The 20,543-nt window shown below is 72.4% G+C and carries 19 protein-coding genes; 12 read left to right on the top strand and 7 right to left on the bottom strand.

Annotated elements, in window-relative coordinates:
- Window positions 1–8 precede the first annotated feature (8 nt).
- Entirely contained in the window at window positions 9–380 is a 372-nt protein-coding gene (locus AC54T2_RS09275; protein WP_496666019.1) for a VOC family protein, read from the bottom strand.
- 102 nt (window positions 381–482) lie between these two features.
- Here AC54T2_RS09275 and AC54T2_RS09270 point away from each other — a divergent pair, with 102 nt between their 5' ends.
- The 3 genes from AC54T2_RS09270 (at window position 483) to yidC (ending at window position 3,379) form a co-directional block, all read left to right on the top strand.
- On the top strand, window positions 483–2,147 hold the full coding sequence (locus AC54T2_RS09270) for a phospho-sugar mutase (RefSeq protein ID WP_186341367.1): 1,665 nt from the start codon (window positions 483–485) through the stop codon (window positions 2,145–2,147).
- Between the two features lie 105 nt (window positions 2,148–2,252).
- Window positions 2,253–2,531, top strand: a complete 279-nt coding sequence (locus tag AC54T2_RS09265; RefSeq protein ID WP_489975942.1) for a hypothetical protein — start codon at window positions 2,253–2,255, stop codon at window positions 2,529–2,531.
- A gap of 56 nt (window positions 2,532–2,587) precedes the next feature.
- Window positions 2,588–3,379, top strand: a complete 792-nt coding sequence (gene yidC / locus AC54T2_RS09260; RefSeq protein WP_186341365.1) for a membrane protein insertase YidC — start codon at window positions 2,588–2,590, stop codon at window positions 3,377–3,379.
- Window positions 3,380–3,385: 6 nt separating this feature from the next.
- Here yidC and AC54T2_RS09255 read toward each other — a convergent pair whose 3' ends face one another.
- Entirely contained in the window at window positions 3,386–3,991 is a 606-nt protein-coding gene (locus AC54T2_RS09255) for a hypothetical protein (RefSeq protein WP_186341364.1), read from the bottom strand.
- A gap of 78 nt (window positions 3,992–4,069) precedes the next feature.
- Here AC54T2_RS09255 and deoC point away from each other — a divergent pair, with 78 nt between their 5' ends.
- Genes deoC through AC54T2_RS09240 form a run of 3 tightly spaced genes read left to right on the top strand, consistent with a single transcriptional unit; the run spans window position 4,070 to window position 7,367 of the window.
- Window positions 4,070–5,065, top strand: a complete 996-nt coding sequence (deoC, locus tag AC54T2_RS09250) for a deoxyribose-phosphate aldolase (protein ID WP_496666018.1) — start codon at window positions 4,070–4,072, stop codon at window positions 5,063–5,065.
- Between the two features lie 5 nt (window positions 5,066–5,070).
- The gene (locus tag AC54T2_RS09245) at window positions 5,071–6,510 is read left to right on the top strand and encodes an aldehyde dehydrogenase family protein (protein WP_206054518.1); all 1,440 of its coding nucleotides are present in this window, start codon (window positions 5,071–5,073) and stop codon (window positions 6,508–6,510) included.
- Complete coding sequence (locus AC54T2_RS09240) at window positions 6,507–7,367, top strand: aldehyde dehydrogenase family protein (protein ID WP_186341362.1); 861 nt, start codon at window positions 6,507–6,509, stop codon at window positions 7,365–7,367. Before AC54T2_RS09245 ends, AC54T2_RS09240 begins: the two co-directional genes overlap by 4 nt.
- 65 nt (window positions 7,368–7,432) lie before the next feature.
- Here the strand turns inward: AC54T2_RS09240 and AC54T2_RS09235 are convergent, their stop codons facing one another.
- Window positions 7,433–9,100 carry a substrate-binding domain-containing protein gene (locus AC54T2_RS09235; protein ID WP_496666017.1) on the bottom strand — a complete coding sequence of 556 codons (1,668 nt, stop codon included), beginning with the start codon at window positions 9,098–9,100 and terminating at the stop codon, window positions 7,433–7,435.
- A gap of 97 nt (window positions 9,101–9,197) precedes the next feature.
- Here AC54T2_RS09235 and AC54T2_RS09230 point away from each other — a divergent pair, with 97 nt between their 5' ends.
- On the top strand, window positions 9,198–9,806 hold the full coding sequence (locus AC54T2_RS09230) for an ATP-binding protein (RefSeq protein WP_186341358.1): 609 nt from the start codon (window positions 9,198–9,200) through the stop codon (window positions 9,804–9,806).
- Here the strand turns inward: AC54T2_RS09230 and AC54T2_RS09225 are convergent.
- Entirely contained in the window at window positions 9,790–10,869 is a 1,080-nt protein-coding gene (locus tag AC54T2_RS09225) for an adenosine deaminase (protein ID WP_186341357.1), read from the bottom strand. The genes AC54T2_RS09230 and AC54T2_RS09225 overlap by 17 nt on opposite strands.
- 36 nt (window positions 10,870–10,905) lie before the next feature.
- On the opposite strand from AC54T2_RS09225, the gene AC54T2_RS09220 reads away from it, so the two are divergent.
- Window positions 10,906–11,358 (top strand): MaoC family dehydratase, encoded by a 453-nt coding sequence (locus AC54T2_RS09220; protein WP_496666016.1) that lies wholly within the window; start codon window positions 10,906–10,908, stop codon window positions 11,356–11,358.
- 9 nt (window positions 11,359–11,367) lie between these two features.
- Here the strand turns inward: AC54T2_RS09220 and AC54T2_RS09215 are convergent, their stop codons facing one another.
- The 3 genes from AC54T2_RS09215 to AC54T2_RS09205 form a co-directional block, all read right to left on the bottom strand.
- Window positions 11,368–12,954 carry a VWA domain-containing protein gene (locus tag AC54T2_RS09215; protein WP_186341355.1) on the bottom strand — a complete coding sequence of 529 codons (1,587 nt, stop codon included), beginning with the start codon at window positions 12,952–12,954 and terminating at the stop codon, window positions 11,368–11,370.
- Between the two features lie 93 nt (window positions 12,955–13,047).
- Window positions 13,048–14,331: a thymidine phosphorylase gene (locus tag AC54T2_RS09210; RefSeq protein ID WP_496666015.1), complete on the bottom strand. Its 1,284-nt coding sequence runs from the start codon at window positions 14,329–14,331 to the stop codon at window positions 13,048–13,050.
- Window positions 14,328–14,741, bottom strand: coding sequence for a cytidine deaminase (locus tag AC54T2_RS09205; protein WP_186341782.1), 414 nt, complete (start codon window positions 14,739–14,741; stop codon window positions 14,328–14,330). Before AC54T2_RS09205 ends, AC54T2_RS09210 begins: the two co-directional genes overlap by 4 nt.
- A gap of 280 nt (window positions 14,742–15,021) precedes the next feature.
- Here AC54T2_RS09205 and AC54T2_RS09200 point away from each other — a divergent pair, with 280 nt between their 5' ends.
- The 4 genes from AC54T2_RS09200 to AC54T2_RS09185 all read left to right on the top strand — a co-directional run bounded on the left by AC54T2_RS09200 (window position 15,022) and on the right by AC54T2_RS09185 (window position 20,510).
- A complete protein-coding gene (locus AC54T2_RS09200; protein ID WP_186341353.1) occupies window positions 15,022–16,140 on the top strand; it encodes a BMP family lipoprotein in 1,119 nt (372 codons plus the stop codon).
- 265 nt (window positions 16,141–16,405) lie between these two features.
- Window positions 16,406–17,929, top strand: coding sequence for an ABC transporter ATP-binding protein (locus AC54T2_RS09195; protein ID WP_186341352.1), 1,524 nt, complete (start codon window positions 16,406–16,408; stop codon window positions 17,927–17,929).
- On the top strand, window positions 17,926–19,212 hold the full coding sequence (locus AC54T2_RS09190; protein ID WP_241005338.1) for an ABC transporter permease: 1,287 nt from the start codon (window positions 17,926–17,928) through the stop codon (window positions 19,210–19,212). The genes AC54T2_RS09195 and AC54T2_RS09190 overlap by 4 nt, the downstream gene beginning before the upstream one ends.
- A complete protein-coding gene (locus tag AC54T2_RS09185) occupies window positions 19,209–20,510 on the top strand; it encodes an ABC transporter permease (protein ID WP_241005337.1) in 1,302 nt (433 codons plus the stop codon). The genes AC54T2_RS09190 and AC54T2_RS09185 overlap by 4 nt, the downstream gene beginning before the upstream one ends.
- Window positions 20,511–20,543 lie beyond the last annotated feature (33 nt).

The raw sequence follows: 20,543 nt of genomic DNA, 5'->3' as shown, positions 1-20,543 counted from the left end.
GCTAACCGTCAGGAGTCGCCGCCGTGGCACACGGCCTCGATGTTGTTGCCCTCGGTGTCGCGGACGAAGGCGCCGTAGTAGCCCTCGTGGTACTCCGGCCACAGCCGCGGCTCGTGCAGCGACTCCGCACCGGCGGCGAGCGCCTCGGCGTGCCAGGCGCGCACGGTCGCGGCGTCGGGGGCGGTGAAGGCGAGGTGGACCTCCCGGTTGGGGCCGACGCCCTCGAAGGTGCCGATCCAGAAGTCCGGCGTGTCGGTGCCGTAGCCGATGGCGACGCCGACGTCCATCAGGCGCCGGTGCCCCAGCACGCCCAGGACCCGGTCGTAGAACGCGGCCGCGCGCCCCAGGTCGGTGCAGTTGATGCCCAGGTGATCGATCATGGAAGGCATCGTGGCACCGCCCACCGACATCGGCCCCCTGCGTCACGCGAGCGGGCGACCGCCGCAGCGTCGGGGCCGAGCCGGTGGGGATAGCGTGCGTCCATGACCGCGCACCAGACCGACCCCGACCTGCTCGACCGCGCCCGCGCCTGGGCCGCGGAGGACCCCGACGAGCAGACCCGCGCCGAGCTCGAGGCCGTCCTCGCCGCCGCCGGGCGGGGCGAGCAGACCGACCTGGCCGACCGATTCGCGGGCACCCTCGAGTTCGGCACCGCCGGCCTGCGGGGAGCGCTCGGCGCCGGCCCCAACCGGATGAACCGCGTCGTCGTCACCCGGGCGGCAGCCGGCCTGGCGGCCTACCTCCGCGACACCGGCCACGCCGGCGGATCGGTCGTCATCGGCTTCGACGCCCGCCACAACTCCGCCGTCTTCGCGCGCGACACCGCCGAGGTGATGACCGGCGCGGGGTTCAAGGCGCTGGTGATGCCGCGGCCCCTGCCCACCCCGCTCCTCGCGTTCGCGATCCGCGAGCTCGGCTGCGCGGCCGGCGTGATGGTCACCGCCAGCCACAACCCGCCGGAGGACAACGGCTACAAGGTCTACCTCGGCGACGGCAGCCAGATCGTCCCGCCCGCCGACAGCGAGATCGCGGCCCGCATCGCCGCGGTCGGCCCGCTGGCCGACGTGCCGCGTGGCAACGCCGGCACCCTCGTCGGCGAGCAGATCGTCGACCGCTACCTCGACACCGTCGCGGGCCTGGCCGAGGACGGTCCGCGCGACCTGCGCATCGTCTACACCCCGCTCCACGGGGTGGGCGGCGCGACCGTCGCGCAGGTGCTGGAGACGGCCGGCTTCGACGCGCCCCAGGTCGTCGAGGAGCAGGAGCACCCCGACCCCGACTTCCCGACCGTGGCGTTCCCCAATCCCGAGGAGCCGGGCGCGATGGACCTCGCCCTCGACCTCGCCAGGAAGCACGGGGCCGACCTGGTGGTCGCCAACGACCCCGACGCCGACCGCTGCGCCGTCGCCGTCCCCGACGCCCACGGGTGGCGGATGCTGCGCGGCGACGAGGTGGGCGCCCTGCTCGCGCACCACCTGCTCGCCCGCGGACAGCGGGGCACCTACGCCAACTCCATCGTGTCGTCGAGCCTGCTCGGCAAGATGGCGGCCGCGGCCGGCCAGCCGCACGAGGAGACGCTCACCGGCTTCAAGTGGATCGGCCGGGTCGAGGGGCTCGCCTTCGGCTACGAGGAGGCGCTGGGCTACTGCTGCGACCCCGAGCACGTCAGGGACAAGGACGGCGTCTCGGCGCTCGTGCTGGTCTGCGAGCTCGCGGCGCAGGCCAAGGCCGACGGCCGGGCGCTCACCGACATCCTCGACGACATCTCGCGCGTGCACGGCCTGCACGCCACCGACCAGCTCTCCGTGCGCTTCGACGACCTCGCCGCGATCCCCGCGACCATGCAGCGGCTGCGGGCCACCCCGCCCCGCTCGCTCGGCGGCCTGGCCGTGGAGCGGGTCGAGGACCTCTCCGAGGGCTCCGACCGGCTGCCCCCCACCGACGGGATGCGCTACACGCTGGCCGAGGGCGGGCGGGTCATCGTGCGCCCGAGCGGCACCGAGCCCAAGGTGAAGTGCTACCTCGAGGTCGTCGTACCCGTCGGCGACGGCCCCGGCGAGGGCGGGGTCGACGCCGCCCGGATCGCCGCGGTCGGCCGGCTCGACGCGATCACGGCCGACCTGCGCGGCACCGTCTTCGGCGGCTGAGCCCGCCCACCGCCGACCCGGCGCGCAGCGTCAGGGGAATCCCCGCCTCGGACCGGGCATTCCCATGACGTCCCGCCGGGGGAGCGGCGGGCTAGGGTGGCGGACATGCTCCGGACCGTGGTGCTCGCGCTGGCGTCGATCGCCGCCGCCATCACGATCGCTCCGACGGTCTCGACGATGTCGGCCGAGGCGCTCGTGGTGCTCGCCGCGCTCGCCGCCGCCACGACCCTGATGGGCGTACGCGGCCCTGCTGTCGTCCCCGACGCGACCCTGCGCTCGCTGCGACCGCGGCGACGTGCCGCCGACGTGCCCCTCGTGCTCGCGGGGCGGACGACCGACGCGGGGCACCACCCGGTGCGACCGCGTGCGCCGGGACTGGTCTGACCCTCGCCTCCGGCGAGCCCGTCCAGACCCGTCCCCACCGTCCCAGGAGCACACCCATGTCCTTGCTCGACCCGATCTCGCACGCCCTCGCCGCGGTACTCGCCGCCACCCACGACGCCCTCACCTCCCTCGGCGCCCCGCCCGATGCCGCCGCGACCTGGGTGCTCGGCATCGCCGCCCTCGTCGTCCTCGTACGCCTCGCGGTGCTGCCGCTCGTCGTCCACGGCGTCCGCCAGGCGCACGCCGCCGCCCGGGCGCGGCCCCACCTGCAGGGCATCGCGGAGCGCTACCGCGGACGCACCGACGCCGAGAGCGTGCGTGCCCTGATGCGGGAGCGGCGCACGGTGTCGGCCGAGCACGGGGTGAGCCGGCTGGGCTGCCTGCCGGTGCTGCTCCAGCTGCCCGTGTGGATCGCGCTCTACCACCTCGTGGCGGACGTCGCCTCGGGCGCGGCGGTGGGCGCGATGGGCCCCGGCCTGGTGTCGTCCTTCGGCGCGGCGTCGGTCGTCGGCGTCTCGCTGGCCGGCCGCGGCTACCTCGGCGGTGGCGGGGTGCACCTCGCCGTCGTCGCCGGACTGGCCCTGACCGCGGCGGTGCTGTCCTACGTCACCCAGCGCTTCGTCGTCGCGCCCAACACCCCCCTCGAGGGGATGCCGGAGGCGATGGTGGCGGCGCAGCGGATCATCCCCGTGATGTCGGCAGGCGGGATGCTCGTGGCGGGCGGCGTCGTGCCGGTGGCCCTGCTCGTCTACTGGGTGTGCAGCTCGACGTGGACGCTCGGGCAGTCGGCCGTCGTCGCTCGCTGGTTCCCCACGCCGGGCACCGTCGCGGCCGCTCGCCGCGCCTGAGGGACCTCAGACGAAGAGGCTGACCAGCAGCGCCACGACGGCCGCCCCGGTCAACGCGAGGGGCAGCACCGCCGGCTCGCGGCGCACGGCGTCGGGCAGGGCCAGCTGCTCCTTCGACCCGGGCCGCACCCCCGTGCGGTCGCGGGCGGCGTCGACCAGCTCGTGGAGGCGGTGCTCGGCCCAGTCGGCGTAGGGCATGCCCTCGCGCGGACCGTCGTCGGTGGAGCCCCTGCGCGAGACGATCGCCTTGCGCCAGCTGCGTCCCAGCACGGTGCTGACGAAGCGCTGGTCGGCGGCGCGGACCGCCAGGACCTGGCGCACGGCCAGCTCCTCGATCGCGTCGAGGCGGATGTGGACGGTCTCGGCGAGGTTGCGCATGACGAGGTGCTCCTCGGTCACCCACAGCGCCGGGCGCAGGTTGGCCGCCCACGCCAGCACGCCGACGAGCAGGCCCGCGGCGGTCACCCAGGCGGGGAACCCGTCGTCGAAGTAGGCCACGCCGGCCACCACGAGGAGGGCGGACAGCACGAGCGTCGCCCAGCCCGAGAACCGGCCACTGGATGGCTGGAACCGCTCGACCACGACCTCGTGGTCGTCCTGCAGGGATGCCATGTCGTCCTCGTCGATGTGAGCAGACCGTCGGCCATCACGGATTGCGGGGGGCCTTCGACCCAACTCTATGCTGGGCCGGTGACACCCACTGCCAGCCCAACGGCGAGCACCTCCGCGACCCACGGCGGCGTCTTCGACGACATCGTGCGCTCGGACTCCTCGCTCCGTCGATTCCTCCACGGCCTCCCCGGGGTCGACCAGGTCGGGTGCGAGGCTCGCGCCGCGGGCCTGGCCACCCGGTCGATCAAGACGACGTCGAAGGCCTTCGCCATCGACCTGGCCATCCGCATGGTCGACCTGACCACGCTCGAGGGCCAGGACACGCACGGCAAGGTCCGCGCGCTCGCCTCGAAGGCGATGCGTCCCGACCCGGCCGACCCGACCTGCCCGGCCACCGCCGCCGTGTGCGTCTACCCCGACATGGTCGCCACCGCCAAGCAGACGCTCGGCGACAGCGGCGTCCACGTCGCGGCGGTCGCCACCGCGTTCCCCAGCGGTCGCGCCGCGATGGACATCAAGCTCGCCGACACCCGTGACGCGGTCGAGGCCGGCGCCGACGAGATCGACATGGTCATCGACCGCGGGGCGTTCCTCTCGGGGCGCTACCTCGACGTCTTCGAGGAGATCGCCCTGGTCCGCGAGGCCTGCGCGAGGCCCGACGGCACCAGCGCGCACCTCAAGGTGATCTTCGAGACCGGTGAGCTGCAGACCTACGACAACGTCCGGCGCGCCAGCTGGCTGGCGATGATGGCCGGTGGCCACTTCATCAAGACCTCCACCGGCAAGGTCCAGCCCGCCGCGACCCTCCCGGTCACCCTGATCATGCTCGAGGCGGTGCGCGACTTCCGCGACCAGACCGGGCAGATGATCGGCGTCAAGCCCGCCGGCGGCATCAGGACCACCAAGGACGCCATCAAGTACCTCGTGATGGTCAACGAGATCTGCGGCGGCGACTGGCTCGACCCCGACTGGTTCCGCTTCGGCGCCTCCACGCTGCTCAACGACCTGCTGATGCAGCGCACCAAGATGACGACCGGACGCTACTCCGGTCCCGACTACTTCACGCTGGACTGATGGGGATGACCAACATTTTCGAGTACGCCCCCGCGCCCGAGTCGCGCGCCATCGTCGACATCAAGCCGTCCTACGGCCTGTTCGTCAACGGCGAGTTCGTCGACGGCAGCGGCACGTCGTTCAAGACCGTCAACCCGGCCACCGAGGAGGTCCTCGCCGAGATCGCCGAGGCCAGCGACGCCGACGTCGACGAGGCCGTCAAGGCCGCCCGCCGCGCCTACACCCGCGTCTGGTCGCGGATGTCCGGGGCCGAGCGCGCCAAGTACCTCTACCGGATCGCCCGGATCATCCAGGAGCGCGGCCGCGAGCTCGCCGTCCTGGAGTCGATCGACAACGGCAAGCCGATCAAGGAGTCGCGCGACGTCGACGTGCCGATCGTCGCCGCCCACTTCTTCTACTACGCCGGCTGGGCCGACAAGCTCGAGTACTCCGGCTACGGCTCGACGCCGCTCGGCGTCGCCGGCCAGGTCATCCCGTGGAACTTCCCGCTGCTGATGCTGGCCTGGAAGATCGCCCCGGCGCTGGCGTGCGGCAACACGGTCGTGCTCAAGCCCGCCGAGACCACGCCCCTGACCGCGCTGCTCTTCGCCGAGATCTGCCAGCAGGCCGACCTGCCGCCCGGCGTCGTCAACATCGTCACCGGCGCCGGCGACACCGGCCGCGCGATCGTGTCGCACCCCGACGTCGACAAGGTCGCCTTCACCGGATCCACCGAGGTCGGCAAGGCCATCGCCCGGGCGGTCGCCGGCACCGACAAGAAGGTGACGCTCGAGCTCGGCGGCAAGGCCGCCAACATCGTCTTCGACGACGCCCCGCTCGACCAGGCCGTCGAGGGCATCGTCAACGGCATCTTCTTCAACCAGGGCCACGTCTGCTGCGCGGGCTCGCGCCTGCTGGTGCAGGAGTCCGTCGCCGACGAGGTGATGGACCGGCTCAAGCGCCGGATGGCCACGCTGCGCGTGGGCGACCCGCTCGACAAGAACACCGACGTCGGCGCGATCAACTCCGCCGAGCAGCTCGCCAAGATCCGCGAGCTGTCCGAGGTCGGCGAGTCCGAGGGCGCCGAGCGCTGGTCCGCGCCGTGCGAGCTGCCCGCCAACGGCTACTGGTACGCCCCCACCGTCTTCACCGGCGTCACCCAGGCGCACCGGATCGCGCGTGAGGAGATCTTCGGCCCGGTGCTGTCGGTGCTGACCTTCCGCACCCCCTCCGAGGCGGTCGAGAAGGCCAACAACACGCCGTTCGGCCTCTCGGCGGGCGTGTGGACCGACAAGGGCTCGCGGATCCTGTCGATGGCCAACCAGCTGCGGGCGGGCGTCGTATGGGCCAACACGTTCAACAAGTTCGACCCCACCTCGCCGTTCGGCGGCTACAAGGAGTCCGGCTACGGCCGCGAGGGCGGCCGCCACGGTCTCGAGGGCTACCTGAAGGGAGCGGACGCGTGAGCCGCATCGACGTACGCAAGACCTACAAGCTCTACATCGGCGGGCAGTTCCCCCGCTCGGAGTCGGGTCGCACCTTCGTCGTCGACGACGCCAAGGGCAAGCTCCTCGCCAACGCGGCCCTGGCCTCGCGCAAGGACGCCCGCGACGCCGTCGTCGCCGCCCGCAAGGCCTTCGGTGGCTGGTCGGGCCGCACGGCCTACAACCGGGCCCAGGTCGTCTACCGCATCGCCGAGGTCCTCGAGGGCCGACGCGAGCAGTTCGAGGCCGAGCTCCGTGCCGCCGAGGGGATCTCGCAGTCGAAGGCGCGCGCCTACGTCGACGCCGCGATCGACCGCCTGGTCTGGTACGCCGGCTGGGCCGACAAGATCACCCAGGTCGTCGGCAACGCCAACCCGGTCGCCGGCCCCTACTTCAACCTCTCGACCCCCGAGCCCAGCGGCGTCATCGCCGTGGTCGCGCCCCGCGGCCCCCTGCTCGGCCTGGTCAGCGTCGTCGCGCCGCTGATCGTCACCGGCAACACCGTCGTGGTGATCGCCAGCCAGGCCAACCCGCTGACCGCGATCACCCTCGGCGAGGTGATGGCCACCAGCGACCTGCCCGGCGGCGTGGTCAACGTGCTCACCGGCTCGCAGGCCGAGATCGCCCCGTGGCTGGCCTCGCACATGGACGTCAACGGCATCGACCTCACCGGCGTCGAGGACGCCGAGCTCGCCACCGAGCTCGAGGTCGCCGCCGCCGACAACCTCAAGCGCGTACGCCGCCCCGCGCCCGACACCGACTGGCTCGCGGCTCCCGGGCTGGACCGGATGACGCAGTTCCTCGAGACGAAGACCGTCTGGCACCCGATCGGCGTCTGAGCCGCCCGACGCGGCACACGACGAAGGCCCCCGGAGATCCTCCGGGGGCCTTCGTGCGTGACGGATCAGCGGTTGAGCAGGGCCTGCGCCAGCACGCCGAGGATCTGGTTGGGGTCCTCGACGAGGTAGTTCTGCCCGCCCGTCGCCGCCGCGATCTCCTCGAGCTCGCCGGTGTCGGCGTCCGGCGAGATGCCGATGATGACCACCTTGACGGGCTTGGCCGGGTCGCGCAGCGACGTGAGCTGGTTGACCAGCGACTCGAGGGACAGCGAGCTGGAGTCGTCCCGCGCGCCGTCGGTCATGATCACCACGGAGTTGAACCACGCCGGGTCCCACTTCTCCTGGGCGTGCTTGTAGGCCGCGAGCGTGGTGTCCATGACGCCGGTGCCGCCCCGCACCCGGCTGGGCAGGAGGTCGGCCTCCGCGCGGACCACGTCGCCGTGGGTCCTGCCGCCCTCCGCCGGTGCGTCGAGGCGCTCGAGCGGGGCGTACTCGGCCCACGACGCGCCGCCCTTGCCACGGTTCTTCGAGAAGCCCCAGATCCCGATGCGCGCCTGCGAGGGGAACGCGTCGAGCGCGACCTTGGAGGCGGTCATGGCGAGCCGGATGCGCGTGGTGTCGCCGATGGCGGTCTTCATCGAGCCCGACAGGTCGACCACCGCGAGAATGCTGGAGGGCACCGACAGCACGCGCCACCCGCGCAGCACGTCGTCGGTGGTCTGCTGGGGCACCTTGCCGAGCACCCTGGCCTTGCCCAGCCCGATGTCGTTGGGGAGCGGGGCGCCGTCGGGGCCGCGCAGCTCGGCGGCCGAGATCGCCTCCACCCCGGCGCTCGAGGCGAACCAGCGGCCCAGGGCGCGGCCCACGCGGGCGGACAGGTCGCCACCGGAGCTGAGCATGTCCTTGCTGCCGCGATTGACGTCGATGAGCGGGAACTGCAGCATCGGCACGCCGGTCTTCGGGGCCACCAGGGCGAGCTGGTCGTTGCTGCGGCGCGCGGCGAGGTAGTCGTGCTCCGTGGCGGGCACCAGCTGGGTGCTGGATGCGGTGATCGTGGACAGGTCGGTCTCGTTGACGCTGCCGGCCACGGCGCGCTCGCCGTAGGTCTGGGCGACGGGGACGGTCTTCTGGTCGATCGACTCCGGGGTCTCGCCCGTCCGCTTCATCTCGGCGTAGGGCGCCAGCAGGGCGAGCGCCGACGCGCCCTCCGCGCTCGGGTCGGCCATCGCCAGGCTGCCGCTGCCGAGCGCGGCGACCCAGGAGGCCGGCGCCTCGGCGGCCGGCCCGCCGATGAGGCCGACGGGCGTCTGGGCCAGCACGGCGGCGATCGGCGTGCCCGCCCAGCCGGCGCTGGTGAGCTGGCCCTTCCAGGTCGGGCTGTCGGGGATCCAGATGTCGGGGAGCTCGGCGCTGGGGTCGCCGAGGAGGGAGACGACGTCCTTCACCGTGCCGGCGGTCACCTGGATGTCGATGCACGGCTCGTCGGCGTTGACGTCCTTGACGGCCTGGTGCACCAGGTCCTCCATGACCGGCGCAGTGGTGAGCGTGATCACCTCGGAGATGCAGTCTGCCCCCTCCGGCTCATCCCCTGCTCCGCGCATCGTGAAGAATGCGACGGTCGCGACGACCAGCGCCAGCGCGAGTCCCACCAGCACGAAGCGCTTGCTGCCGCGTCCGACGGGGCCACCGGGCGTGCCGGCGTCCTCGGGCGCGGTCGAGTCGAGATGACTCATGGACGTCCTCCCCACAGAGGTGTCGAGCAGTGATCTGCGCGACACTATGTCCTGCCCTCACGCCGCGTGGCCGAACGACGAAATGAGTCCGCAACACATGAGCACAGCCCAGGTGGTCATCTTGGCGGGCCCCAGCGGCGCGGGCAAGTCCCGCCTCGCGGAGCGTCTCGGCCTGCCCGTCCTGCGCCTCGACGACTTCTACAAGGACGGCGACGACCCCTCGCTCCCCCGCATCACGACGGGCGCCAACGCCGGCCTGGTCGACTGGGACCACCCCGACTCCTGGCACGAGGCCGACGCGCTCGCCGCGCTGCGCGAGCTGTGCGCCACCGGGCGCAGCGAGGTCCCGGTCTACGACATCTCGCGCAGCGGCCGCTGCGGCACCCACACGGTCGACCTCGCCGGCAGCCCCTTCTTCGTCGCGGAGGGCATCTTCGCGCCCCACGTCGTCGCGGCGTGCCGCGACGAGGGGATCCTCGCGGCGGCCTACTGCATCACCCAGCACCCGCTCGTCACGTTCTGGCGGCGCCTGACCCGCGACCTGCGCGAGCACCGCAAGCCGCCGCTCGTCCTGGTGCGCCGCGGCCTGGCGCTGATGCGCGACCAGCAACGGGTGGTCGCCCACGCGGTGCGGCAGGGGTGCCGCCGCGCCACCGGCGACCAGGCCTACGCCGAGCTGACCGCCGCGGCTACCGAGCGTCGATGAGCGCGGCGTAGCCGGGCCTGATGACGCCCTCGATGAGCGCGAGCCGCTCGTCGAAGGGCAGGAACGCCGACTTCATCGCGTTGATGGTGAACCAGCGCAGGTCCTCCAGGGTGTAGTCGAACGCCTCCACGAGCCCGAACATCTCGCGGGTCATCGACGTGCCGCTCATCAGGCGGTTGTCGGTGTTGACCGTCACCCGGAACCGCAGGTCGGTCAGCAGCCCGATCGGGTGCTGGGCGAACGACTCCGCGGCCCCTGTCTGGATGTTGGAGCTGGGGCACATCTCGAGCGGGATCCGCTTGTCGCGCACGTAGGCGGCCAGCCGGCCGAGCTCGACCGACCCGTCGTCGTTGACGGTGATGTCGTCGATGATGCGCACCCCGTGGCCGAGGCGGTCGGCACCGCACCACTGGATCGCCTCCCAGATCGAGGGCAGCCCGAACGCCTCGCCGGCGTGGATGGTGAAGTGCGCGTTCTCGCGCTGGAGGTACTCGAAGGCGTCGAGGTGGCGGGTGGGCGGGAAGCCCGCCTCGGCCCCGGCGATGTCGAAGCCGGCCACGCCGCGGTCGCGCCAGTCGATCGCGAGCTCGGCGATCTCCATCGACCGCGCCTGGTGCCGCATGGCGGTGAGGAGCTGGCGGACGACGATCCTGCCGCCGCTGGCGGCCATGCCGGCGTCGAAGCCCTCCTGCACCGCGGCGACCACCTCGTCGAGCGTCATGCCGCCGCCGACGTGCTGCTCGGGGGCGTAGCGCACCTCGGCGTAGACGACGCCGTCGGCGGCGAGGTCCTCGACGCACTCGCGGGCCACGCGCGCGATCGCCGGGCCGTTCTGCATGACCGCGACCGTGTGGTCGAAGGTCTCGAGGTAGCGCACGAGCGAGCCGGAGTCGGCCGACTCGGTGAACCAGCGGCCCAATGACTCGGCGTCGGACGCCGGCAGCTCGTGGCCGGCCTCCGCGGCGAGCTCGACGATGGTCTGCGGGCGCAGCCCGCCGTCGAGGTGGTCGTGCAGCAGGACCTTGGGAGCGGCCTGGACCTGGTCGCGCGTGGGGGTGCTCATCGGCCCATCCAATCAGGGCCCACTATGTTCGTCCGCATGCGCACCTTCACCACGCTCGACGAGGTGGCGGCCGCCGCCCGCGCCGAGATCGGCACCAGCGAGTGGCTCACCGTCGACCAGGCCCGCATCGACGCCTTCGCCGACGCGACGCTCGACCACCAGTGGATCCACGTCGACGTCGACGCCGCGGCGCAGGGCCCCTTCGGCACGACCATCGCCCACGGGTTCCTCACCCTCAGCCTCCTGCCGCACTTCGCCTCGCAGGTCTTCCGGCTCGAGACGCCCGGCGCCCGCCTCAACTACGGCCTCGAGAAGGTCCGCTTCCCGGCCCCGGTGCCCGTGGGCAGCCGGCTGCGCTCGCACGTGCGCTTCGGCGAGGTGCGCGACCTGCCCGCCGGCCGGCAGCTCGTCGTCGAGCACACGGTCGAGATCGAGGGCCACGACAAGCCGGCCTGCGTGGCCGCGCACGTCGTGCTCCTCCTCAGCTGACCTCCGCGCTCAGCGGGACAGCACGGCCTGGGCGAACACGCCCAGCACGTCCTCGGGCTGCGCTGCCAGGTAGGCCTCCCCGCCGGTCACCCGCGCCATCCGGCGCAGCGCCGCGAGGTCGGCGTCGCCGCTGATCGCGATCCCGACCAGCCGCACCGGCCGCTGCGGGTCGCGCAGCTCGCCCAGGCGCCGCAGCAGGGCCGTCAGGGTGATCGAGCCGGGGTCCTCGTTGCGCCCGTCGGTCATCAGCACCACGGCGTTGGCGTAGTGCGGGCGATAGCTGCGCAGCGCCTCCCGGTAGGCGGCGAGCGCGGTGTCGTAGAGCCCGGTGCCGCCGTCGGTGAGGCCGGGCAGCTCCGCCGCGCGCTCGCGCAGGGCGTAGCGCTGGGTGCGGCCGAAGCGGAGGTCGTCGAGGCGGCGGATGGGCTCGAGCTCGCGCCAGTCGCGACCTGGCCCGCCCTTGTCCTCCGAGAAGACCCACAGCCCCACCCGGGCGTGGTCGGGCAGGAACCCGAGCCCGATCCGGGCGGCGTCGGCGAGCAGGTCCATCCGCGATCCCATCCCGGTGTCGAGGTCCATCGAGCCCGAGGCGTCCACCACCGCGAGCATCGCGGAGGGGACGCTCCACAGGTTCCACGACTGGACCGCGCGGGCGATCGTCGGCGCCGCGGGCGGGCGCAGGTCGCCTCGACCCGTCCCCGGGGCGCGGAGGCCCTCGTCCGCGATCAGCGCGCGTCCCGCCTCGCCCCGGAGGTGCTGGGCGAGGGCGCGGGCCAGCGCCCGCGCCCCCGGGGCCGCGTCGCCGCTGACGAGGAGCGGGAAGTCGAGGACCGGCGCGCCCACGGCCGGGGTCAGGTCGCGCAGGTCGTCACGTCCGGACACGGTGCGCAGCTGCTGCTCGGTGCTGACCACCAGGCGCGGCGAGCGTCGCGCGAACATGGCCGGCCCGACGGACTCGTCCTGGCCACGCACGGCACGCGCGCTCTGGGCCTGGGCGAACGGGACCACCAGCCGGCGGGCGTCGGCCCGACTGCGGCCGACCACGCGGGCCTCGGCCTCGGGCGCCGTCACCGCGAGGGCACCCGCCGCCGACGAGCCGGGGTCGGGCACCGTGACGAGGCCCGACGCCTCGGCGTCGCCCCAGGACGCGAAGCGACGCGCCGCCGCGCCGCCCACCAGCACCACGCGCGTACGCGCCAGGCTCCGCACGAGGAGCCGCGGCCGGGCCGAGCCGAGGTAGGCCGTGGCGGTGAGGAAGTGCGCCTCCGGGATCCAGACGTCGGGCAGTGCGCCCCCCATCGAGGCACTGCGGGCCACGTCGACGCCCGAGCGCATCGCCGGGTCGACCTGCACGCAGTCGGGGGTCACGTCGGCGAGCGCCGCGACCACCGCGCCGTACATCTCGGGCGCCACCGCGAGGTCGAGGCCACGGAACCCCTCGCACCCCGTCGAGTCGGTGCTGGAGCCGGGGCGCGAGAGCGCCAGCCAGGTCGCGCCCGCTCCGACCGCGAGCCCGGTCACCAGCACCACGACCGCCAGCACGGCGGTCGAGCGCGACGTGGCGCGGCCCCCGCCGCGCTCGTGGCTCGTCTGCATCGGGCCCCCAAGTTCCCTGGATGGGGGAAACGTAGGCGGGGACCCCGGTCGGCCGGGCGCTACTGACCGGTCATCGTCAGTTGTGGGGACCGGTCAGCCGATCCGGTCGAGCACGATCTCGCGACTGGCCGACCCGTCGTCGCCGCCGATGTCGAAGCCCCCCTCGAGCGAGGCGAGCGCGCGATCGAAGCGCTGCGGCTCGTCGGTGAGCAGCGTCAGGAGCGGCTCGCCCTCGGTGACCCGGTCGCCCGGCCGCGCGTGCCACACCACGCCGGCGCCGGCCTGCACCGGGTCCTCCTTGCGGGCCCGACCCGCCCCGAGCCGCCAGGCGGCCATGCCGACCGCCATCGCGTCGAGGCGGGTGAGGGTGCCGCTCACCGGAGCGGTCACCACGTGCGACTCCCTCGCCTGCGGCAGCTCGGCGTCCGGGTCGCCGCCCTGCGCGCGGATCATCGCCTTCCACACGTCCATCGCCGAGCCGTCGGCCAGCTTGTCGGCCGGGTCGACGTCGTCGCGCCCGGCGCCGGCGAGCATCTCGCGGGCAAGGGCGAGGGTGAGCTCCACGACGTCGGCGGGCCCGCCGCCTGCCAGCACGTCGACCGACTCCTGCACCTCGACCGCGTTGCCGGCGGTGCGGCCCAGCGGGGTCGCCATGTCGGTCAGCAGGGCGACCGTGCGCACGCCCGCGTCGGTGCCGAGCGCGACCATCGTCTCGGCGAGCTCGCGGGCGGTGGCGAGGTCCTTCATGAACGCCCCGCTGCCGACCTTCACGTCGAGCACCAGGGCGCCGGTGCCCTCGGCGATCTTCTTGCTCATGATCGAGCTGGCGATCAGCGGGATCGCCTCCACGGTGCCGGTGACGTCACGCAGGGCGTAGAGCCTCTTGTCGGCCGGGGCGAGGCCGTCGCCGGCCGCGCAGATGACGGCGCCGACGTCCTCGAGGATGCCGAACATCTCCTCGTTGCTCAGCGCCGCGCGCCACCCCGGGATCGACTCGAGCTTGTCGAGCGTGCCGCCGGTGTGACCCAGCCCGCGACCGGAGAGCTGCGGGACCGCGACGCCGCAGGCCGCGACCAGGGGCGCGAGCGGCAGGGTGATCTTGTCGCCGACGCCGCCCGTCGAGTGCTTGTCGGCGGTCGGGCGCGACAGCGTGGAGAAGTCCATCCGCTCCCCCGACGCGATCATCGCTCCCGTCCAGCGCGAGATCTCCCGCCGGTTCATCCCGTTGAGCAGGATCGCCATGGCGAGCGCCGACATCTGCTCGTCGGCGACGTCACCGCGGGTGTAGGCGTCGATCACCCAGTCGATCTGGCTGTCGGAGAGCTCGTGCTTGTCGCGCTTGGCGAGGATCACCTCGACGGCGTCGTGGGCGGTCATGGGGTTCCTTCCGGGGCGGCACCGGCCGCCAGGTCGTCGGGTCCGAAGGCGTCGGGGAGCACCTCGGACATGGGCCTGATGCCCGAGATGGTCCAGACCAGCAGGTCGCGACCACCGTGCTCGAACAGCAGCTGGCGGCACCGGCCGCACGGCATGATGACCTCGCCGGCGCCGTTGACGCACACGAAGTGTGTCAGCCGTCCGCCGCCGGTGGCGTGCAGGTGCGAGACCAGCCCGCACTCGGCGCACAGCCCGACGCCGTACGACGCGTTCTCCACGTTGCAGCCGACGACGACGCGGCCGTCGTCGGTGAGCGCGGCAGCCCCCACCGAGTAGTGGGAGTAGGGGGCGTAGGCCCGCTTCACCACGTCGAGGGCCGCGGCCTTGAGCTCGTCCCAGTCGACCCCCACGGGGCCGTCGCCCGAGGCGTCCCTCGTGCCGTCGTGCGTCACGTCGCCCGCCCCGCCGGCTGCCTCGTCGTGCACCGTGTCCTCCGCGTGTCTTCCACGCCGCAACTATGGCGCATGGGACGAAGGTGGTGCCTGTGGCGGGTTCCGCCGAAAGTCTTGTGGTGAGTTCTATGTCTCAAACGGGTCTCGAAGGCTGCGAACCGCGTGATTTGTCGCCGGGCGGCAGGCATCATGCTCCCCGAAAGCGACCCCGCCTGGGGGTCACGAACTTGGAGGCACTGTGAACAAGTCGAGGAAGGTCGTCTCGAGCGGCCTCGTGGCCCTGCTGGCGGCCGCGACCCTGGCAGCGTGCGGCGACGCGCCCGAGGAGGAGACCACCGGCGGCGGAAGCGGCAGCAGCGAGGCTGCGGCCAGCGACTTCACGCCGTGCATCGTCTCCGACGCGGGCGGATTCGACGACAAGTCGTTCAACCAGCTCGGCTACGAGGGTGCGAAGCAGGCCGCCGACGAGCTGGGTGTCGAGCTCATCGACGTCGAGTCCAACAGCGAGAACGACTACGGCCCCAACCTGGAGAGCCTGATCGGCGAGGGCTGCGACGTCATCGTGACCGTCGGCTTCGCCCTGGCCGCCGCGACCAAGGAGTCGGCCGCGGCCAACCCCGACGTCGAGTACGTCCTGATCGACGACTCCGCCGACGGCGGCGACGACGGTGCCACCTTCGACGGCAAGGCCGACGAGAAGAACATCAAGCCGCTGCTCTACAACACCGCCGAGGCCGCCTTCCTGGCCGGCTACGCGGCTGCCGACTACACCAAGACCGGCAAGGTCGGCACCTTCGGCGGCATGCCCTTCCCGACCGTCACCATCTTCATGGACGGCTTCAAGCAGGGCGCGGAGTACTACGCCAAGGAGAAGGGCAAGGACGTCGAGGTCGTCGGCTGGGACGGCAAGAACGGCTCCTTCACCGGTGGTTTCGAGGCCAACGAGGCCGCGACCAGCACGGCCAAGCAGATCCTCGACCAGGACGTCGACGTGATCCTTCCCGTCGGCGGCCCGATCTACCAGGGCGCGATCACCGCGATCGAGGACTCCGGCAAGGACGTCGCGATGGTCGGTGTCGACGCCGACCTCTACGAGACCGACCCGAACACCCAGGACTACGTCATGACCTCGATCCTCAAGGACATGAAGGTCTCGACCTACGAGGCCGTCATGGCCGCGGGCCAGGACGAGTTCGACTTCGAGCCCTACATCGGCACCCTCGAGAACGGCGGCGTCAGCATCGCCGGGTTCCACAACTTCGAGGACAAGGTCAGCGACGAGCTCGCCGCTGAGCTCGACGAGGTCAAGGCCGGCATCGTCGACGGCTCCATCAAGGTCAAGTCCTACCTGGGCTGAGCACCACCACGCTCCACCACGCGCCATCACGGGGGAGGCCGACGGGTTCGTCGGCCTCCCCCGTGCCGTGCCGGCCACCTGCCAGACGGCGGCCGTGACCTTTGGCACATCTCGTGGCAGTGCCGCGACAGCGCCGGCCGTTACCCTGCCCGCGCGCTTCCACGCCTGCCGTACGAGAGCGCCTGCCCGGGCCCGCCCGCCCTGGCCCCCAGTACCAGACCCTGGTCCAGCCCCCCGGACCTCTGCGACCCTAGGATGCGATGCCATGAGACTCGTCCTGCGAGGCATCACCAAACGCTTCGGCAGCGTGGTGGCCAACGACTCGATCTCCCTGACGGTGGAGCCGGGGCAGATCCACTGCCTCCTCGGCGAGAACGGTGCCGGCAAGTCCACGCTGATGAACGTGCTCTACGGCCTCTACAAGGCCGACGAGGGCGAGATCGAGCTCGACGGCGAGGTCCAGCACTTCACCGGCCCCGGCGACGCGATGGCGGCCGGCATCGGCATGGTCCACCAGCACTTCATGCTCATCCCGGTCTTCACCGTGGCCGAGAACGTGATGCTCGGCAACGAGTCCACGGGCTTCGCCGGCACGCTCGACCTCGACGCCGCCCGCGCGCGCGTCACCGAGATCTCGGAGCGCTTCGGCTTCCACGTCGACCCCGACGCGGTCGTCGAGGACCTGCCGGTCGGCGTGCAGCAGCGCGTCGAGATCATCAAGGCCCTCTCCCGCGACGCCGAGCTGCTCGTCTTCGACGAGCCGACCGCGGTGCTCACGCCCCAGGAGACCGACGAGCTGATGCAGATCATGCGCCAGCTCCAGGAGGCCGGCAAGGCCATCGTCTTCATCACCCACAAGCTCCGTGAGGTCCGCGAGGTCGCCGACCGGATCACCGTCATCCGCCACGGCAAGGTCGTCGGGGAGGCCGAGCCCAGCGCCACCAACGCCGAGCTCGCCTCGATGATGGTCGGGCGCCCGGTGGAGCTCGTCGTCCAGAAGGACGCCGCCACGCTCGGTGACGACGCGCTCGTCGTGCGCGACCTCGTCGTGCGCGACCTCGCCGGGCGCACGCAGCTCGACGGCCTGAGCTTCACGATCCGCGCCGGGGAGATCCTCGTCGTCGCCGGCGTGCAGGGCAACGGCCAGACCGAGCTCACCGAGGCCCTGCTCGGCCTCCAGGACGACGTCCACGGCTCGATCACCCTCGACGGCGTGGAGCTCGTCGGCCGGTCGACCCGCAAGATCCTCGACGCGGGCGTCGGGTTCATCCCCGAGGACCGCCAGGTCGACGGCCTGGTGCCCGGCTTCACCATCGCCGAGAACCTCATGCTCAACCGCAGCTTCAAGTCGCCGTTCGTCAAGAACGGCTCGCTGCGCCTCGGCGCCCTGCGCGCCTTCGCGGAGGAGAAGCTCCAGCAGTACGACGTCCGCGCCCGCGACATCGACTCGCTGGCCTCCAACCTCTCGGGCGGCAACCAGCAGAAGGTCGTCGTGGCCCGCGAGCTCTCCCGCGACCTGCGGCTGCTCGTCGCGGCCCAGCCCACCCGCGGTGTCGACGTCGGATCGATCGAGTTCATCCACAAGCAGATCGTCGCGACGCGCGACCGCGGCATCCCGGTCCTGGTGGTCTCCACCGAGCTGGACGAGGTGGTCGCCCTTGCCGACCGCATCATGGTGCTCTACCGCGGCCGGATCGTCGGCGTCGTGCCGGCCGACACGCCCCGCGAGACCCTCGGACTGATGATGACCGGCGAACGCCCCAAGGACCTGAAGGACGTGGTGGCGTGAGCGACTCCCGCACCCCCCAGCCCGAGAAGCCCGACGCACCCGAGACGGGCGCCGGCACGGACACCGGCACGATCACCGACACCGCCGACGCTCCCGACGCCGGGTCGAACGACACGCGCGGCCAGCGGTCCCGCTCCGTGCTGCGCGAGATCGCCTCGGGCGACCCGCTCGCCGGCGTGCTCGCCGTGTTCCTGGCGGTCTTCGTCGGGTCGGTGATGATCGCGGCGACCGACGAGTCGGTCCGCGAGGCCGCCGGCTACCTCACGGCCCGGCCCTCCGACTTCGTCACCGCCGTGTGGGAGGCCATCTCCGGCGCCTACACCGCGATGTTCCGCGGCGCGATCTTCAACTACAACGTCGACGACCCGGCGCTGCAGTGGCGCCCGCTCACCGAGACGCTCAAGTTCGCCGGACCGCTCATCCTCGGCGGCCTCGGCGTCGGGCTCGCCTTCCGTGCCGCCCTGTTCAACATCGGCGGCCGCGGCCAGATGCTCATCGCCGGCGGTGCCGCGGGCTGGATCGGCTTCCAGCTCGACCTCCCGCTCATCGTGCACCTGCCGCTCGCGATCCTGGTGGGCATGGCGTTCGGCGCCCTCTGGGGCGGCATCGCGGGCCTGCTCAAGGCCCGCACCGGCGCCCACGAGGTGATCGTCACGATCATGCTCAACTACGTCGCCTACTACCTGCTCTTCTACGCCCTCACCCGGGAGTGGCTGCTGAAGACCCCCGGGTCGGTCAACCCGAAGTCGCCGCCCATGAAGGACTCCGCGACGCTGCCCACGGTGCTGGGCGACCAGTTCAACCTGCGCCTGGGCTTCGTGCTCGCCCTCGTCGCGGTCGGCGTGGTGTGGTGGCTGCTCAACCGCTCCACCCTCGGCTACCGCATCCGCGCCGTCGGTGAGAACCCCCACGCGGCCCGCGCGGCGGGCATCAACGTCGGCAAGACCTACACCGTCGTGATGATGATCGCCGGCTCGCTGCTCGGCCTCGCGGGCGTCAACCAGGTCCTCGGCACCGTGTCCAGCGGCGTCTCGCTCGACCTCGACGCCTCCATCGGCTTCGACGCCATCACCGTGGCCCTGCTCGGGCGCTCGCGCCCGCTGGGGATCCTGGCGGCCGGCCTGCTGTTCGGTGCCTTCAAGGCCGGCGGCTTCACCATGCAGACCTCCGAGAACATCTCGGTCGACCTCGTGCTGGTGGTGCAGTCACTCATCGTCCTGTTCCTCGCCGCGCCTCCCCTGGTGCGCGCGATCTTCCGGCTCCCCGCCCAGGAGGCCAAGTGAGCACCGTGACCCCGGAGACCCCCGAAATCGGCGGTCTCGCCCCCGATCCCGCGGTGGTCCACGTGCGCCGCTACGGCCCGCGCAAGCTGCCGATCGTGCTCGGCGTGCTGACGCTGCTGCTCGCCGGCATCCTCCTGCGCTCGGGCCGCTCCGGCGACACGACGTTCCAGCTCGCCGCCGAGAGCGACATCGTCACGCTTCCCGACATCGTGGTGCCGTCGGGCCCCACCGCGTGGGTGATGGTGGTCCTCTGCCTGGCGCTCACCGCCGAGTCCGTGCGGCGCATGGTCGGGCACCTGCCGCAGCAGATCTGGATCCCGATCGGCTTCGCCGTCGCGTGGATGGTGGGCTTCCTCAGCTGGGCGGCGGCCGACGACCGCATCCGGGTGGTCAGCCTGCTCGGCGGTGCGGTGGCGCTCGCGATCCCCCTGGTCTTCGGCGCGCTCGGCGGCGTCCTGGGCGAGCGCGCGGGCGTCGTCAACATCGCCATCGAGGGACAGCTGCTGCTCGGTGCCTTCGCCGCGGCGATCACCGCCTCGACGACCGGCTCGCCGTGGGCCGGCCTCGTGGCCGCCGCGGTCGCCGGCGCCCTGGTGGCGCTCATCCTCGGACTGTTCGCGATCACCTACTTCGTCGACCAGGTCATCGTCGGCGTGGTGCTCAACGTGCTCGTGGTGGGCCTGACCAACTTCCTGTTCCGCCAGGTGCTCGCCCCCAACGCCGAGACGCTCAACTCCCCCGACCGGCTGCGCGCCGTGCCGATCCCCCTGCTCGGCGACATCCCGCTGATCGGCCCGATCCTGTTCCGCCAGACCCCGCTCGTCTACGTGCTCTACGCCGTGGTGGCGATCGTGGCCTTCGCGCTCTACCGGACCCGCTGGGGCCTGCGGGTGCGCGCCGTCGGCGAGCACCCCAAGGCAGCCGACACCGTGGGCATCAAGGTCAACCGCACCCGCTACCGCACGATCCTGCTCGCGGGCGCGATCGCCGGTCTCGGCGGGGCCTACTTCAGCCTCGTCTCGGTGGCCGGGTTCAACCGGGAGATGACCGGCGGCGCCGGCTACATCGCGCTCGCGGCGGTGATCTTCGGCAAGTGGGACCCGATCCGGGCCACGCTCGCCGCGCTGCTCTTCGGCTTCGCGACCAACCTGCAGGGCGTGCTCTCGGCCATCGGCTCGCCCGTGCCCAGCCAGTTCATGCTGATGCTCCCCTACCTCGTCACCATCTTCGCGGTGGCGGGCCTCGTCGGACGCTCCCGCGCGCCCGCGGCCGACGGGGAGCCCTACCGGCAGCAGTAGGGACGCATGCACCACGAAGGGCCCGGCGCACCG

Source organism: Nocardioides sp. Z35_8 (assembly GCF_059621125.1).
This window is presented reverse-complemented; position numbering and strand designations above follow the sequence as displayed.

What these genes read in the sequence shown, in the direction of transcription:
- AC54T2_RS09255 (WP_186341364.1), bottom strand. Translation starts at nt 3,991, where the DNA reads ATGGCATCCCTGCAGGACGACCACGAGGTCGTGGTCGAGCGGTTCCAG.
- AC54T2_RS09220 (WP_496666016.1), top strand. Translation starts at nt 10,906, where the DNA reads ATGCGCACCTTCACCACGCTCGACGAGGTGGCGGCCGCCGCCCGCGCC.
- AC54T2_RS09230 (WP_186341358.1), top strand. Translation starts at nt 9,198, where the DNA reads ATGAGCACAGCCCAGGTGGTCATCTTGGCGGGCCCCAGCGGCGCGGGC.
- AC54T2_RS09225 (WP_186341357.1), bottom strand. Translation starts at nt 10,869, where the DNA reads ATGAGCACCCCCACGCGCGACCAGGTCCAGGCCGCTCCCAAGGTCCTG.
- AC54T2_RS09245 (WP_206054518.1), top strand. Translation starts at nt 5,071, where the DNA reads ATGACCAACATTTTCGAGTACGCCCCCGCGCCCGAGTCGCGCGCCATC.
- AC54T2_RS09270 (WP_186341367.1), top strand. Translation starts at nt 483, where the DNA reads ATGACCGCGCACCAGACCGACCCCGACCTGCTCGACCGCGCCCGCGCC.
- AC54T2_RS09275 (WP_496666019.1), bottom strand. Translation starts at nt 380, where the DNA reads ATGATCGATCACCTGGGCATCAACTGCACCGACCTGGGGCGCGCGGCC.
- AC54T2_RS09265 (WP_489975942.1), top strand. Translation starts at nt 2,253, where the DNA reads ATGCTCCGGACCGTGGTGCTCGCGCTGGCGTCGATCGCCGCCGCCATC.
- AC54T2_RS09235 (WP_496666017.1), bottom strand. Translation starts at nt 9,100, where the DNA reads ATGAGTCATCTCGACTCGACCGCGCCCGAGGACGCCGGCACGCCCGGT.
- AC54T2_RS09210 (WP_496666015.1), bottom strand. Translation starts at nt 14,331, where the DNA reads ATGACCGCCCACGACGCCGTCGAGGTGATCCTCGCCAAGCGCGACAAG.
- AC54T2_RS09195 (WP_186341352.1), top strand. Translation starts at nt 16,406, where the DNA reads ATGAGACTCGTCCTGCGAGGCATCACCAAACGCTTCGGCAGCGTGGTG.
- AC54T2_RS09215 (WP_186341355.1), bottom strand. Translation starts at nt 12,954, where the DNA reads ATGCAGACGAGCCACGAGCGCGGCGGGGGCCGCGCCACGTCGCGCTCG.
- yidC (WP_186341365.1), top strand. Translation starts at nt 2,588, where the DNA reads ATGTCCTTGCTCGACCCGATCTCGCACGCCCTCGCCGCGGTACTCGCC.